Source organism: Paenarthrobacter sp. YAF11_1, from assembly GCF_052113445.1.
Taxonomy (GTDB): domain Bacteria; phylum Actinomycetota; class Actinomycetes; order Actinomycetales; family Micrococcaceae; genus Arthrobacter.
In genome coordinates, this window is record NZ_JBFRDF010000013.1 from 1 (window position 1) to 14,251 (window position 14,251).

Annotated in this window: 11 protein-coding genes; 1 reads left to right on the forward strand and 10 read right to left on the reverse strand. The window is 64.1% G+C overall.

Annotated features, from left to right (window positions below):
• Nucleotides 1–907 precede the first annotated feature (907 nt).
• From tyrS to AB4Y77_RS17805, 3 genes are all read right to left on the reverse strand, one after another.
• Nucleotides 908–2,218 (reverse strand): tyrosine--tRNA ligase, encoded by a 1,311-nt coding sequence (gene tyrS, locus AB4Y77_RS17795; RefSeq protein WP_442014847.1) that lies wholly within the window; start codon nucleotides 2,216–2,218, stop codon nucleotides 908–910.
• 37 nt (nucleotides 2,219–2,255) lie between these two features.
• Entirely contained in the window at nucleotides 2,256–4,484 is a 2,229-nt protein-coding gene (locus tag AB4Y77_RS17800; protein ID WP_311215428.1) for a HelD family protein, read from the reverse strand.
• 89 nt (nucleotides 4,485–4,573) lie between these two features.
• Nucleotides 4,574–5,242, reverse strand: a complete 669-nt coding sequence (locus tag AB4Y77_RS17805) for a DNA-3-methyladenine glycosylase (protein ID WP_442014848.1) — start codon at nucleotides 5,240–5,242, stop codon at nucleotides 4,574–4,576.
• Nucleotides 5,243–5,322: 80 nt separating this feature from the next.
• On the opposite strand from AB4Y77_RS17805, the gene AB4Y77_RS17810 reads away from it, so the two are divergent.
• A complete protein-coding gene (locus tag AB4Y77_RS17810) occupies nucleotides 5,323–6,828 on the forward strand; it encodes a DNA-3-methyladenine glycosylase 2 family protein (protein WP_442014849.1) in 1,506 nt (501 codons plus the stop codon).
• Between the two features lie 92 nt (nucleotides 6,829–6,920).
• Here the strand turns inward: AB4Y77_RS17810 and AB4Y77_RS17815 are convergent, their stop codons facing one another.
• The 7 genes from AB4Y77_RS17815 to argB form a co-directional block, all read right to left on the reverse strand.
• Nucleotides 6,921–7,658, reverse strand: coding sequence for a maleylpyruvate isomerase family mycothiol-dependent enzyme (locus AB4Y77_RS17815; protein ID WP_442014850.1), 738 nt, complete (start codon nucleotides 7,656–7,658; stop codon nucleotides 6,921–6,923).
• 84 nt (nucleotides 7,659–7,742) lie between these two features.
• Nucleotides 7,743–9,158 (reverse strand): argininosuccinate lyase, encoded by a 1,416-nt coding sequence (gene argH, locus AB4Y77_RS17820; protein ID WP_442014851.1) that lies wholly within the window; start codon nucleotides 9,156–9,158, stop codon nucleotides 7,743–7,745.
• Entirely contained in the window at nucleotides 9,158–10,363 is a 1,206-nt protein-coding gene (locus AB4Y77_RS17825) for an argininosuccinate synthase (protein WP_026541618.1), read from the reverse strand. The genes argH and AB4Y77_RS17825 overlap by 1 nt, the downstream gene beginning before the upstream one ends.
• A 66-nt stretch (nucleotides 10,364–10,429) precedes the next feature.
• A complete protein-coding gene (locus AB4Y77_RS17830; RefSeq protein ID WP_089594443.1) occupies nucleotides 10,430–10,969 on the reverse strand; it encodes an arginine repressor in 540 nt (179 codons plus the stop codon).
• Nucleotides 10,969–11,973, reverse strand: a complete 1,005-nt coding sequence (gene argF, locus AB4Y77_RS17835; RefSeq protein ID WP_311214284.1) for an ornithine carbamoyltransferase — start codon at nucleotides 11,971–11,973, stop codon at nucleotides 10,969–10,971. The genes AB4Y77_RS17830 and argF overlap by 1 nt, the downstream gene beginning before the upstream one ends.
• The gene (locus AB4Y77_RS17840) at nucleotides 11,970–13,310 is read right to left on the reverse strand and encodes an acetylornithine transaminase (protein WP_442014852.1); all 1,341 of its coding nucleotides are present in this window, start codon (nucleotides 13,308–13,310) and stop codon (nucleotides 11,970–11,972) included. Before AB4Y77_RS17840 ends, argF begins: the two co-directional genes overlap by 4 nt.
• Nucleotides 13,307–14,248 (reverse strand): acetylglutamate kinase, encoded by a 942-nt coding sequence (argB, locus tag AB4Y77_RS17845; protein ID WP_311214282.1) that lies wholly within the window; start codon nucleotides 14,246–14,248, stop codon nucleotides 13,307–13,309. Before argB ends, AB4Y77_RS17840 begins: the two co-directional genes overlap by 4 nt.
• Nucleotides 14,249–14,251: the final 3 nt, after the last annotated feature.

Consider the following 14,251-nt stretch of genomic DNA (forward strand, 5'->3'; position numbering starts at 1 on the left):
GCTGAAAACCAGACCACCACACACGGGGGTGCGCGACAGTACTGGCCATAATTTCAACCAATTGATAAAACAATCGGTATCAACAAACTTGGCACACTATTGAGTTCTCAAACAACAGACACTACCRGCACCACCCACACCCACAAGGGGTCCAGGATCGCTCCGGAGCAACTTTTCAAACTTACCCGAWCAACYAGATCTTGGCAAATCAACGTTTCCGCGATTCCCGATCCAGCCCTCGGCCCCACCCTGCACAGGAACGCTCAAAAGCGAACCATTTTTCAGGCTGTTATCAAAGGGGTTCGGTCTCCGCGGCTCTCAGCYCCAGGCTGTCTCACTCGCGGCGACTCAGAAGACATTACACGCCCACGCGCCCCGGCACAAATCAACCCCAACACCACCCAAAACCCCGCAAACACGGGCCCAACAAAGCCAAACGACCCACGAACCACCCCGAACCCGCCCAAAACAACACAGGTGATGCCCGTCACACACCCAAGCCCCCACTCACCAGCCGCCCCAGCACCAAACCCAACAACCGCCGTCGAACACCAACCAAACCCGAGGGAAGTGAGCGAGCGTCGGGCCCAAACCCGAGGGAAGTGAGAGAGCGACCCGTTCAAAGACCAAGGGATGCGAGAGAGCGACGCCGTCAAACCCGAGGGATGCGAGAGAGCGTCAGCCGGAAACCCGAGGGATGAGAGAGAGCATCGGCCTGAAGCCCGAGGGACATGAGAGAGGGCCGGAAAGGGGACGCGGCACAACCGAGCGCGCCGAGGATGACCGCCGCCTCCGCCACCATCCATGCATCGGCGCCCGTCGCCTTCGAGCAACAAGCGAGGAAACGCGAAAAGGGCCGACACCCATGAAGGTGCCGGCCCTTTCGGAACTGGAGGGAAAAGAGAACCTAAGCAGAAACCTCGATCGTGGCAAGGTTTTTCTTGCCACGACGAAGGAGCAAGTACCGTCCGTGCAGCAGTTGATCCTGGGCAATGACTGCGTCAGGATCGGAGACCTTGGTGTTATTCACGTACGCGCCGCCCTCCCCTACGGTCCGCCGGGCAGCCGACTTACTGTCGGACAGACCCGAGGCAACCAGGAGGTCGATGATTCCCAAACCGTCGGTGCCGATCTTCACCAACGGAAGTTCCGCGGTGGCGGCTTCAAGGGTGCGCTCATCCAGTACCGTGAGGTCGCCGTTGCCGAAAAGTGCCGCCGAAGCAGCAATGACTTTCTCCGTTGCGTCGACGCCATGGACGAGGGAGGTCACTTCGAAAGCGAGCTTCTTCTGGCCCTCGCGGGCAAACGGACGCTCCGCAACAGCTTCCCCAAGTGCCTCAATCTCTGCACGTGAAAGGAAGGTGAACACCTTGAGTCGGTCCACAACATCCGCGTCCGCGGTGTTCAGCCAGAACTGGTAGAACGTGTACGGGCTGCACATGTCCGGGTCCAGCCAGATGGCGTTCCCTTCGCTCTTGCCGAACTTTGTGCCATCGGAGTTGGTGATGAGCGGCGTCCCCAGTGCGTGGACGCTCTTGCCTTCCACCTTGCGGATGAGTTCGGTTCCGCTGGTGAGGTTGCCCCACTGGTCGGAGCCGCCGGTCTGCAGCGCACAGCCGTAATCCCGGAAGAGCTGGAGGTAGTCCATGCCCTGGAGGATCTGGTAGCTGAATTCGGTGTAGCTGATGCCTTCGTCGGAGTTCAGCCGGGACGCCACAGCATCCTTGCGGAGCATGGTGCCCACACGGAAGTGCTTACCGATTTCGCGCAGGAAGTCGATAGCACTCAGCGGCGCTGTCCAGTCCAGATTGTTCACCATGCGTGCCGGGTTTTCGCCCTCGAAACTGAGGAAGCGGCGCACCTGGCCTTGCAGGTACCCAACCCACTCAGCAACGGTGTCCTTGGTGTTCAAGGTGCGTTCCGCCGTCGGACGCGGGTCACCGATCAGGCCGGTGGACCCACCCACCAGACCGAGCGGCTTGTGGCCTGCCAACTGCAGGCGTCGCATCACCAGCAACTGCACGAGGTTGCCCAGGTGCAGGGAGGGCGCGGTGGGATCGAAGCCGCAGTAATACGTGATCGGGTCCCCGGCGAGCAGCTTTTCCAGTTCCGTTTCATCAGTGGAAACGTGGATCAGGCCGCGCCATTTGAGCTCCTGCCAGACATTGGCAAAAGCGGGATCGTTGTGCTGGGACTCGAGGTTGTTTACGTGTGACACGAGATCTAAGTTAGCAGGATTGCAGGGGCCCTTTTTCCTAGCGCTCGATGCCCGCAGGTACCGGGGCGGCGGCAATGAGGCGCAAACGCTGCGTGGCCCGCGTCATGGCTACATAGAGGTCGCCCACCTTGCCATGCTCATGATTCAGCATCGCGGCCGGTTCCAGGACCACCACACCATCGAATTCCAGGCCCTTTGCTTCCTTGGGGCTGATGACCACGATGTCCTGTTCGTAGCTGCCGGCCCCCGCGCCAATCCGGCGTCCGTAGACCTTCCGCAGTGCAGCGGTGGCCTGCGGAAGCAGGGGCCCGTCGGCGATGACAGCCAGCAGGCCGCCGTCGATCGCTTCAACTTCCTCGGGCAGGACCTCCACCAAGTGGGACACGATGCTGTCCGCGTCGACGCGGTCCACAATGGGCGACCATTTACCTTCGCGCACGGCTTTGGGAGCCGAGACCACCAGTCCGGCACGGTTGGCCATACGGACTGCTGCTTCGGCGATCTGCGAGGGCGTGCGGTAGTTGACGGTGAGTTCTTCGAGAGTCCAGCGGTCACCGAACGACGGCGCCAACGCACTCTGCCACGAATTGGCACCTGCCGCAGCACTCGTCTGGGCGATATCACCGACGATCGTGAACGACTTTAACGGGCAGCGACGTACCAGGAGCCGCCACTGCATGGGAGAAAGTTCCTGTGCTTCGTCAACCACAATGTGGCCGAAGGCCCACGAACGGTCGCTGGTGGCGCGTTCCGCGGCAGTCAGGCGACCTTCGCGTTCCTGGTTCTGGTCAGCAAGTTCTTCGGCCGACACCAGGACGTCCACACCCATGGCTTCCATGTTGGCAAGAGTCTGCTTGGCATTGGCGATGTCACGTGCGCGGTCAGCTTCCTGCTGGGCCAATCCCCTGCCGGCGGCCGGATCCAGTTCGCCCAACAGTTCAGCAGCTTCATCCAGCAGCGGAACATCTGCTTCCGTCCATGGCGCGTCCACGGGCCGCTGCAGCAACGAACGCTGTTCAGGGGTCAGGTGCGGCGTGCAGGCTTCAAGGATGGCCGGCTTGCTGAAGAGCTCGGAGATCAGCTTCTCCGGCGTCATCGGCATCCAGCAGAGGTTCAGCGCAATGCGCACGTCCCTCGCCGACCGGACGTCTTCCGCAAGGTAGGCGCGATCCGCGTTGTTGCCGATGTTGCCTTCCTCGACGAGGTCCGTCAGTTGTTCCGTGAGCTCGCGAAGGAGGATCTTGACGAACGTCAGCCGGGCTTCGTTGTGGGGCTTCCCTGTGGCGCGCGCCTTTTCCCGGGCACGGCGGACCTGGCGGACAGTCAGAGTGAGCTTCCGCGAATCGACTTCGAGGATACGGTCCTCAGCGGGAGTTCTTTGACGGTTGGCGACGGCGTTGGCCACCACCTTGGCCATGTCCAGCTTGCCCTTGAGCGCGGCAACGTCGGCGTCGTCCTCGGGGATGGCGTGGATGCCGGGCATCAGGCGGCCGAGGCTGGCCATGACCACGCCGGTCTCGCCGAGGGACGGCAGCACGCGTTCGATGTAATGCATGAAGGACGACGACGGCCCAACTAGCAATACGCCGGCGCTCTTGAGCCGTTCGCGGTGCGTGTACAGCAGATAGGCAGCGCGGTGCAGGGCAACGGCGGTTTTTCCCGTTCCGGGACCGCCCTGGACTACCAAAGCGCCGGAGATGGAGGAGCGGATGATCCGGTCCTGCTCGGACTGAATGGTGCCCACGATGTCCGACATGCGGCCCGTGCGCTTGGAGTTCAGTGCTGCGAGCAGTGCGCCTTCACCTTGAAGGGAGTCGTTGTCTGCGAGCATCCCCGCGTCCAGGACATCGTCTTCAATCGCTTTCACATCGCGCCCCTGAAGGATCAGGTGGCGACGGCGGCGCACGCCTTGACGGTCGAAGGCCGTGGCCTGGTAGAAATGCCCGGCTTCGGGCGCACGCCAGTCGACCATCAGCCGCTGGAGATCGGCCGTGGAGAGACCGATGCGTCCGATGTATTGTGCTTCACCGGAGTCAAGGTCAAGGCGGCCGAAGACCAAGCGGTCGTCGACGGCGTCGAGCTGGGCGAGGCGGTCTTCGTACAAGGCCGCGAACGCGTCACGCTCGGAAACGTTCTGCATGGTTCCCACCGCGCCGGCCTTGCGCACCTGCGCCAGCTGGGCGCGCTTTTCAGCGCGCAGCTCATCGAGCCGGGCGTACAGCCCGGCCACATATTCCTGCTCGTGGACCAAATCAGCGTCGTGCATCGAACCGTAACCCCTATCGCAAAAGACAGACCGTCCATTCTACAGCGATTTTGGTAAACGCGTGGGGTACAAGTCATGTGGTGGGACGGTTATGGCGGAACGACCCGATTTCGAGGCCGTGCTGCCTTGTACCGTGACACCGTTGGATCGTCTTCAATCCAAAAACGCCACGGATACTCCGTGGTTCCGCCCGGACCCGCCACGCCCACCCGCGGTCCGCTGGCGATGGCGGCAGCGGGTGTCGGCGGCAACCACAAGCTGAACGGTGAAGCGAGCGCGTCACGGCCGGTGTCCGCCGTCGTGAGACCCAACGCGGACGCGAGCCTCGCCGGTCCGCTGGCGAGGTCCTTGTGCGCTTTGGAGGCCGGCCTGCGAACCGCGGCGAGCTCATCCCCGTCCACAATTTCTCCTGCCCTCAGGAGCAGCGCGGATGCGAATCCGTCCGGTCCACAGACGATGTTGGCGCAATAGTGCATCCCGTACGTGAAGTAGACGTAGAGGAAACCGGGTGGACCGAACATGGGCGCATTACGGGCCGTCGGGCCACCGAAGGTGTGTGATCCGGGGTCAGGATGTTCTGAACCGCGGGGGCCCATGTAGGCCTCCACTTCGGTGAGCCTCACGGAGACGGGGCCGGCATCGGAGTGGTGCGTGAGGACTGCTCCCAGAGTCAACGGCGCGATGGCGCGAGCATCGCCTTGGAGGAAACTGCGCACGTGGTCGGGGTGACCGATTCCGTTTTCCGTGAACGAGCCCATGCCCAGACCCTAGCAAAACTTCCAGCGGCCATGTCCGATTTCCGCTAGCAGTGGTCTCGGTCGGCTGGCAGGATGAAGCCATGGACTTCTGGCAGCGCTACCGGGCAATCGATGCCCGCGACACACGGTTCGACGGTCAGTTCTTCACGGCCGTCAGTTCCACCGGCATCTACTGCCGGCCATCGTGCCCCGCCAGAACACCCAAAGCCGAGAACGTCACGTTCTACGAAACCTCTGCCGCTGCCCACGAAGCCGGGTACCGCGCCTGCAAGCGGTGCCTGCCCGAGGCTGTCCCCGGAACGCCCGCGTGGAACATCCGTTCCGACGTCGCCGGCCGCGCAATGAGGCTGATCAACGACGGCGTGATAACCCGCGAAGGCGTCGACGGCCTCGCGAACCGCCTGGGCTACTCCGCGCGGCAACTCAACCGCATCCTCAGCACCGAACTCGGCGCCGGTCCGCTCTCGCTGGCACGGGCCAGCAGGGCACAAACCGCCAGGACCCTGCTGGTCTCCACCGACATGCTCCTGGCCGACGTTGCATTCGCGTCGGGGTTCAACAGCGTGCGGCAATTCAATGACACCATCGGCGAGGTTTTCGCGATGACCCCGACGGCGGTGCGCGCCACCGGGGCCAAGTCCGGGCAACGCCGGGGTGCCATTGCTACGGCGCAAGCCCCAGCGGCGCTGACATTGAACCTGCCGTACCGGGAGCCCCTCGACCCGGGTATTTTCGAATTCCTGGCTGTACGCGCGGTGCCGGGCGTCGAGGCGGCGAGCACCTCGGCGGACGGAACTGGAGCCGATGGAAGCAGGACTTACGCCCGCACCCTACGCCTGCCGCGGGGCAGTGCCTCCTTCTCTGTCACATACAACCCCTCAGCTCCCGGCAAACCCTTGCAACTCACAGCTGCGCTGGTGGACCTCCACGATCTGCCGGCACTCTTGAGCCGGGTCCGGCGGCTGTTTGACCTTGACGCTGATCCACAGGCGATAGATGACGCCTTGGGAACGGATCCGAGGCTGACGGCCAGCGTGACCGCGATCCGAGGAATGCGTGTGCCGGGGGCTGTGGATCCTCACGAACTACTCATCCGGGCCATGATTGGCCAGCAAATCACCGTAGCTGCCGCGCGAACGGCCCTGACCCAGTTATCTGCTGCCGGATCCCGCGTGGATAGCGCCATCCCCGGTTTGGAGCGCTTGTTTCCGACGGCGGCTGAACTCGCCGAACACGGGCGGGCGCTCCTCCGTGGACCTCAGCGCCGGATTGACTCCATTGTTGCCGCGTCCGAAGCAATGGCCAGCGGAGCACTTGATTTCGGCTACGGCGACGATCCCACCAGCCTCGAAAGCAAGCTGCTGCCCTTACCCGGTGTGGGGCCATGGACCGTTGGCTATGCAGCAATGCGCGTCCTGGGCGCTCCGGATGTTTTCCTGGCGAATGATGCCGCGGTCCGGAACGGCTTGAAGGTCCTGCCCGCCTGCACTGGACTGAGCGCCGATTTCAGGGAGGTCAGCCCGTGGCGTTCGTATGCCACTATGCACCTGTGGCTGGCCGCAGCGGCGAAAATCCGAAGCCAGTAGCCGCCGGGTGTGAGCGAGCGACCCGGTTTACCACGAGGGACGTGAGAGAGCGACCCGGTTTACCACGAGGGACGTGAGAGAGCGTTCGCGTCTCAGCGGGCTGCGGGCTGGGGTGCCGGCCAGGGCAGCAGCTCCGGCAGGTCCACTCCGTCGGCCGCCGCAGTCGCGCGAAGGCTGCCCAGGCTGGGCTCCCGGCCCGCAAGCCACGCGGCAATGTCGGTCAGCATGCCGGTGATGGCTATGGACGTGCCACCAGTACCGATGGTTCTTTGGGGCAGGCCGGTGGGCTGGAGGACAAATTTGCAGGAGTCCGGAACGCGAGCGGCGAGGAACCCGATGAGGTGTTCGCAGAACGGGCGGCTCCACGTTTCCGGCCCGAACCCCAGGCCCAGGTCCGACGCATGGATGGTGAGTTCCCGCCAGAGCGCCAGGCCGCCGTCGAGCACTGTCCCGTCCCGGTACGCGATACGAGCCTGCCAGCCCTCGGGACCCAAGTCATCGAACGCGGCCATCGCCGCATCCACCGCTGTGGTGACGGATTCTTTGTGCTGCGCGAGGCTGTGCCCCGCCGAGAGTGCGATGGCCTTGTTACGGCCGTCCATGCCGCCGTCGTAGAGTTCCACGGATTGGCCGCGGCGGGCGTACTCAAGTTGCCGGGCCATCGCCTTGGAAATTCCGGCAAGGTGGGCAAGAACGTGACCCCGGGTCCAGCCTGGAAGCTCCGACGGTTCAGCGACGGATGAGTCGTCCAGTTTGGCGAGGAGGCGGGTAACGGTGCCGGCGGCTTTGTGAAGCTCTGCGGGCAACGTCTCGGGGGTGATCTGAGTCATAGCGCCATGTTAACGCACAGCGGGACGGCACCTCGCGATGCCCTGCCCGAAGGCATGGCCGCGACGTGCCGTCCCGAGTGTGGTCTAGCTGGCGTAGGAACGCGCTGCGTCCAGCTCCGCTTGAAGCGCCGTCAGTTGGCGTTCGACGGCGGCCGGTGCCGTTCCGCCCTGCGAGTTGCGGCTGTTGAGCGAACCTTCGGTGCTGAGGACACTGCGGACCTCGGGAGTCAAGTGCTCCGAGATTGCTGCGTATTCCTCGTCCGTCAGGTCCCACAGTTCCACGCCACGGCCTTCGGCCTGCTTAACGGCAGCACCGGAGAGCTCATGGGCTTCGCGGAAGGGAACGCCCTGGCGGACCAGCCATTCCGCAATGTCCGTGGCCAGCGCGAAGCCTTGGGGAGCCAACGATTCCATGCGCTCGGTGTTGAACTTCAGCGTGGCGATCATGCCGGACACGGCCGGAAGCAAGAGCTCCAGGGTGTCGGCGGCGTCGAAGACCGGTTCCTTGTCCTCCTGCAGGTCGCGGTTGTACGCGAGCGGCAGTCCCTTCAGTGTTGCGAGCAGCCCGGTCAGGTTGCCAATGAGGCGTCCTGCCTTGCCACGGGCAAGCTCAGCGACGTCCGGGTTCTTCTTCTGCGGCATGATCGAAGACCCTGTGGAGTACGAGTCATGCAGCGTGACAAAGGAGAACTCCTTGGTTGCCCAGAAGATGACTTCCTCGGAGATCCTGGACAGGTCCACGCCAATCATGGAACACACCCAGGCGAACTCGGCGAAGACGTCGCGGGAGGCGGTGCCATCGATCGAGTTGTGGACAGCCGAGAAGAATCCGAGGTCAGCAGCAACAGCTTCGGGATCCAGGCCGAGCGAAGAACCGGCCAAAGCGCCGGAACCGTACGGCGAAACACCGGCGCGCTTGTCCCAGTCCTGGAGCCGCTGCACGTCGCGCAGCAAAGCCCAGGCGTGAGCCAGGAGGTGGTGGCTCAGCAATACCGGCTGGGCGTGCTGCAGGTGTGTCCGGCCCGGCATGGCAACGCCTTGGTGGGCCTTGGCCTGCTCAACCAGGGCGTCGATGGTGGCAAGGACACCGCCCGCAATGATCCGGGCATGGTCACGCAGGAACATGCGGCCAAGAGTGGCCACCTGGTCGTTGCGGGAGCGGCCCGCGCGGAGCTTGCCACCCAGCTGGGTTCCGGCGCGCTCAATGAGGCCGCGTTCCAGGGAACCGTGGACGTCCTCATCGCTCTCGGCCGGAAGGTAGGCGCCGCTCGCGACGTCCTCGTCCAGCTGGGTGAGGGCAGCGAGCATGCCTTCGAGCTCGGCGTCGTCCAGCAAACCTGCTTTGGCCAACACGCGGGCGTGCGCCTTGGACCCGGCGATGTCGTAGCGGGCAAGCCGCCAATCAAAGTGGGTGGACTTGCTTAGTGCGGCCAGCGCATCCGCGGGGCCGCCGGCGAACCGGCCGCCCCACAGTGCGCCTTCGTTCGTTGCGGACGTCATTACTGCCCTGCAACGCGGAGGTCGCGGCCCGAGGCAACCTTGGAGGACATGCCCCACAGCTCGATGAAGCCGCGTGCCATGGACTGGTCGAAGGTATCGCCGGTGTCGTAGGTGGCAAGGTCGAAGTCGTACAACGAGGTTTCCGAGCGACGACCGTTGACGATCGCCTGGCCACCGTGGAGCACCATGCGGATGTCACCGGAAACGTACTGCTGCGTGTCCTCGATGAAAGCGTCCAAGGAGCGCTTCAGCGGGGAGAACCACTGTCCGTCGTAAACCAGCTCGGACCAGCGCTGGCCAACGGTGGCCTTGAAGCGGGCCTGCTCGCGCTCGATGGTGATGTCCTCGAGGTGCTTGTGCGCGGTGATCAGCGCCATGGCACCCGGGGCTTCGTAGATTTCGCGGGACTTGATGCCAACAAGGCGGTCCTCGACGACGTCGATGCGGCCAACGCCCTGGGCGCCTGCACGGCGGTTCAGTTCCTGGATGGCCTGCAGCGGGGTGACCTTGACGCCGTCGATTGCTACCGGCACGCCGGCCTGGAAAGAGATGGTGACCTCGTCCGGTGCCGGCGGGAATTCCGGGGTGGCGGTGTAGTCGTAGATGTCCTTGGTGGGAGCGTTCCAGATGTCCTCAAGGTAACCGGTCTCGACGGCGCGTCCCCAGACGTTCTGGTCGATCGAGTACGGGTTCTTCTTGGTGGTCTCGATCGGCAATCCCTTTTCCTCGGCGAAGGCGATGGCCTTGTCGCGGGTCAGGGCGAGGTCACGGACGGGTGCGATGCACTTCAGGTCCGGGCCGAGGGTCTGGATGCCAACTTCGAAGCGGACCTGGTCGTTGCCCTTGCCGGTGCAGCCGTGGGCAACGGTGGTGGCGCCGAATTCGCGGGCCGCCTTCACGAGGTGCTTCACGATGACCGGGCGGGAGATGGCCGAAACCAGCGGGTAGTGGCCCTGGTAGAGGGCGTTGGCCTTCAAGGTGGGCATGGCGTACTCGTTGGCGAACTCATCGCGGGCGTCGGCCACGTACGCCTCGACGGCGCCACATCCGAGCGCACGCTGACGAATGGTCTCCAGGGACTCGCCGCCCTGTCCGACGTCGACGGCCACAGCGATGACCTCGGCGCCGGTGGCTTCACCGATCCAGCCGATGGCTACGGACGTATCAAGGCCACCGGAGTAGGCCAGAACAATGCGCTCAGTCACGAGAGTGCTCCTTTGTTATTGCTTGGTTCATTCGAATCAATTGGTGTGAATCAATGCTTGGAAAATCTATTGGTTGGCCGGCCCGGCTTCTTCGGCCATGCGCAGGAAACGCGCTGCCAGTTCCGCCCCGCCATCGGGGTCCCGGGCGACCAACAGCAAAGTGTCGTCGCCTGCGATCGTACCCAATACAGAGGGCATCACCGAGTGGTCCACGGCCAAGGCAAGGAAGTTCGCTGCTCCGGGCGGAGTCCGGAGGACCACGATGTTGCCCGAGGCCTCCGCGGTCACCAGGAGTTCGCCGCACAGCCGGGTCAACCGTGCATCAAGAATTTCCTGGGTCACGCCGCTCTTGGCGTTGCGGTCGCCGCCCTCCCCCGGAACGGCGTAAACCAACGCGCCTTCCTTTCCGCGAACCCGGACTGCGCCCAACTCCACGAGGTCCCGGGACAACGTTGCTTGGGTGACCTGGACGCCGTCGTCCGCCAGCAGGGCTGCAAGCTCTGCCTGGGAGCGCACTGACTCCCCTGTCAGGATCGCGGTGATGCGCGCCTGGCGGGCAGTCTTGGTGGCTGGGCTGGCGCCCGGCACGGACGGGTTGGTGGACACTAGAACGTGCTCTCCCCGGTACCTTCAACAGGTGAAAGGCCCTCCACGAAAGCAAGTCCCGAGCGGTGCATCAACCATGCCATGAGCGCCTTCTGGGCGTGGAGGCGGTTCTCCGCCTCGTCCCACACGATTGACTGCGGGCCATCGATGACGCCGGCCGAAATCTCGTAACCACGGTAAGCGGGAAGGCAGTGAAGCACCACGGCATCCGGCGCAGCTTGAGCCATGGCGGCCTCGTCCACGGAATACTCACGGAAGAGCTGCATCCGCGCTTCCTTCTCGGACTCTTGGCCCATGGACACCCAAGTGTCCGTTGCCACGACGTCGGCGCCCTTGAGGGCCTCGGCGGCATCGCTGGTGATGAGTACCGAGCCGCCGGTCTCTGCAGCGCGTTCCTCTGCAGCGGCAACAATCTCCGCGGCAGGCAGGTAGCCCTCCGGCCCGGAAATGCGAACGTGCATCCCTGCAGTGACGCCGGCAAGCAGATACGAGTTGGCCATGTTGTTCGCGGCATCGCCCAGGTACGCCATGCTCAATCCGGCCAGCTCACCCTTGTGTTCCTTGACGGCCAGGAGGTCGGCCAAAAGCTGGCAAGGGTGGTAATCGTCGCACAGTGCATTGATCACGGGGACCTTGGAGTTTTCCGCCATGGCCACCAGTCCGGAGTGCGCACCGGTCCGCCACACAATGGTGGACACCATGCGCTCCAGAACTTTCGCCGTGTCCTCCACGGATTCCTTGTGGCCGATCTGCGCTTCACCCGGGTTGATGATCAGTGCATTGCCGCCCATGTCCGCAATACCGGTGGCGAAGGAAACACGCGTGCGGGTGGAGGTCTTGTCAAAGATCACGGCAACGGTCTTGCGGCCGTTGCCCTCTGCGGCGAAGGGCTGCACGCTGTATGGCGCTGCCTTCATCCGGACGGCGAGTTCCAGGACCTCAGCCTGCTCGGCAGGGCTTAGGTCCGTGTCCTTGAGGAAGTGACGGGTGGTTGACGTGCTCACTGTGCGTCCTTAGCGGTTTGGGCGGTAGCCGTGGCGATCAGGGTGGGAAGAGCATCGAGGAAACGGTCAGCCTGCTCGATGGTCAGGATCAACGGAGGTGCAAGCCGGATGGTCCGCGGGCCAGGACTGTTGATGATGAAGCCTGCATCCAAAGCTGCGGTCACCATCGCGGGTGCGACGTCGGCGTTCACATCGAAGCCAATCAGCAGGCCCTCGCCGCGGACTTCAGTGACAGCATCAATGGCAGCCAATCCCTCGCGCAGATGCGCTCCGACGCCCAGCACGTTCTGCAGGACCCCTTGGCTTTCGATCGCGTGCAGCGTGGCCAGCGCGGCGGCCGTAGCCACCGGGTTTCCACCGAAAGTGGTGCCGTGCTGCCCTGCGGTGAGCAGGGCCGACGTCGTACTTCCGAAGGTGACCAGCGCGCCCACCGGGAACCCGCCGCCAAGACCCTTGGCGAGCGTGACGGCGTCGGGCACAATTCCGGCGTCTTCGCTGGCAAGCCACTTTCCGGTGCGGCCGATGCCGGTCTGGACTTCGTCCAGGATCAACAATGCACCCGCAGCGGTGGTAGCTTCACGGGCTGCCTGCAGGTATTCGGCGCTGAGCGGCCGAACGCCCGCTTCGCCTTGGATGGGTTCCAGGAACACAGCAGCAGTGGAATCGTCGACGGCGGCGCGCAGGGCCTCGATGTCACCGAACGGAACGTGGACCACGCCACCGGGCAGTGGTTCAAACGGCGCACGGTAGGCCTCTTTGGCCGTGAGCGCCAAGGCACCCATGGTGCGGCCGTGGAAGGCACCCTCCAGGGCAATGATCTTGGTGCGCGTCCCCTCGGAGTTATTCCTGCGGGCCAGCTTGAACGCTGCTTCGTTGGCCTCCGTACCGGAGTTGGCAAAGAAGACCTTGGAACCAGCCGGAGCCTTGCTGATGGACAGCAGCTTCTCGGCGAGGGCGATCTGCGTGGGGCTCGTGAAGAAGTTTGAGACGTGGCCGAGGGTGGCCAGCTGGCTGGAAATCACCGACGTGACGAAAGGGTGGGCGTGGCCCAGGGCGTTCACTGCGATGCCGCCGAGAAGGTCCAAGTACTCCTTGCCATCRGCGTCCCACACGAGGCACCCGGTACCCCGGACCAGGACACGCTGCGGGGTACCAAAGACACCCATCAGCGAGGACGAGTAACGGGCCAGCCAGTCAGCGCCTGAGCTCTGGGAAACGAGCGCGGTTGCGGCAGCCTCCGCAGCGATGGGAGCCCCGCCCGCTTCGCGGTGCCCGACCACACCCGGCCCCCCATCGCTGCTGCGGCTTTCGGCGGAATGGCTCAGTTCGGTGCTCATGCGTTCACTTCCTCGTCGGGGACTACTTGGGTGCCGATGCCTGCCGTCGTAAAGGTTTCCAGCAGCATCGAGTGCGGCAGGCGGCCGTCCACGATGTGTGCGCGCTCCACGCCTTCGTCGATGGCTTTGAGGCAGGCGGCCATCTTGGGGATCATTCCGGATTCGAGGCGAGGCAGCATGTCGCGGAGTTCCGAGGCTGTCAGCGACGAGATCAGCGACGATTTGTCCGGCCAGTTGGCGTACAGGCCTTCAACGTCGGTCAGGATGACGAGCTTGGTGGCACCAAGGGCCGACGCGACGGCGGCAGCTGCGGTGTCCGCGTTAACGTTCAACACCTGGCCGGTGGTCTGGAAGCCGTTGCCGTCGTCCACGATCTCCGGGGCAACGGTTGAAATCACGGGGATACGACCGGCGTCGAGAATGTCCGTGATGCCGGCGGGATCCACGCCCACTACTTCGCCCACCAGGCCGAGGTCCACTTCTTCGCCATCCACAACGGTGCCCGTGCGGACGGCGCGCAGCAGGCCGCCATCCTCGCCGGACATGCCCACGGCATAGGGACCGTGGGAGTTGATGAGCCCTACAAGTTCACGGCCAACCTGACCCGTCAGGACCATGCGGACCACGTCCATGGCCTCGGGTGTGGTGACGCGCAGGCCGCCTTTGAACTCCGACTCGATGCCGAGGCGGCCGAGCATGGAGTTGATTTGGGGGCCGCCGCCATGAACCACCACGGGGTGGATGCCCACGTGGTGGAGGAACACGATGTCCTCCGCGAAGGCGCGACGAAGGTCGTCGTTGACCATGGCGTTGCCACCGTATTTGATCACCATGGTGGTGCCGGCGAAACGCTGGATCCACGGCAAGGCCTCGATCAGAGTGCCGGCTTTATCTTGGGCGTCGCTCATGGAGTTCGTTTCGCGGGTATGCGCAGTCATAGT

What these genes read in the sequence shown, in the direction of transcription:
- AB4Y77_RS17800 (WP_311215428.1), bottom strand. Translation starts at nt 4,484, where the DNA reads ATGCACGACGCTGATTTGGTCCACGAGCAGGAATATGTGGCCGGGCTG.
- AB4Y77_RS17805 (WP_442014848.1), bottom strand. Translation starts at nt 5,242, where the DNA reads ATGGGCTCGTTCACGGAAAACGGAATCGGTCACCCCGACCACGTGCGC.
- AB4Y77_RS17810 (WP_442014849.1), top strand. Translation starts at nt 5,323, where the DNA reads ATGGACTTCTGGCAGCGCTACCGGGCAATCGATGCCCGCGACACACGG.
- AB4Y77_RS17815 (WP_442014850.1), bottom strand. Translation starts at nt 7,658, where the DNA reads ATGACTCAGATCACCCCCGAGACGTTGCCCGCAGAGCTTCACAAAGCC.
- argH (WP_442014851.1), bottom strand. Translation starts at nt 9,158, where the DNA reads ATGACGTCCGCAACGAACGAAGGCGCACTGTGGGGCGGCCGGTTCGCC.
- argB (WP_311214282.1), bottom strand. Translation starts at nt 14,248, where the DNA reads ATGACTGCGCATACCCGCGAAACGAACTCCATGAGCGACGCCCAAGAT.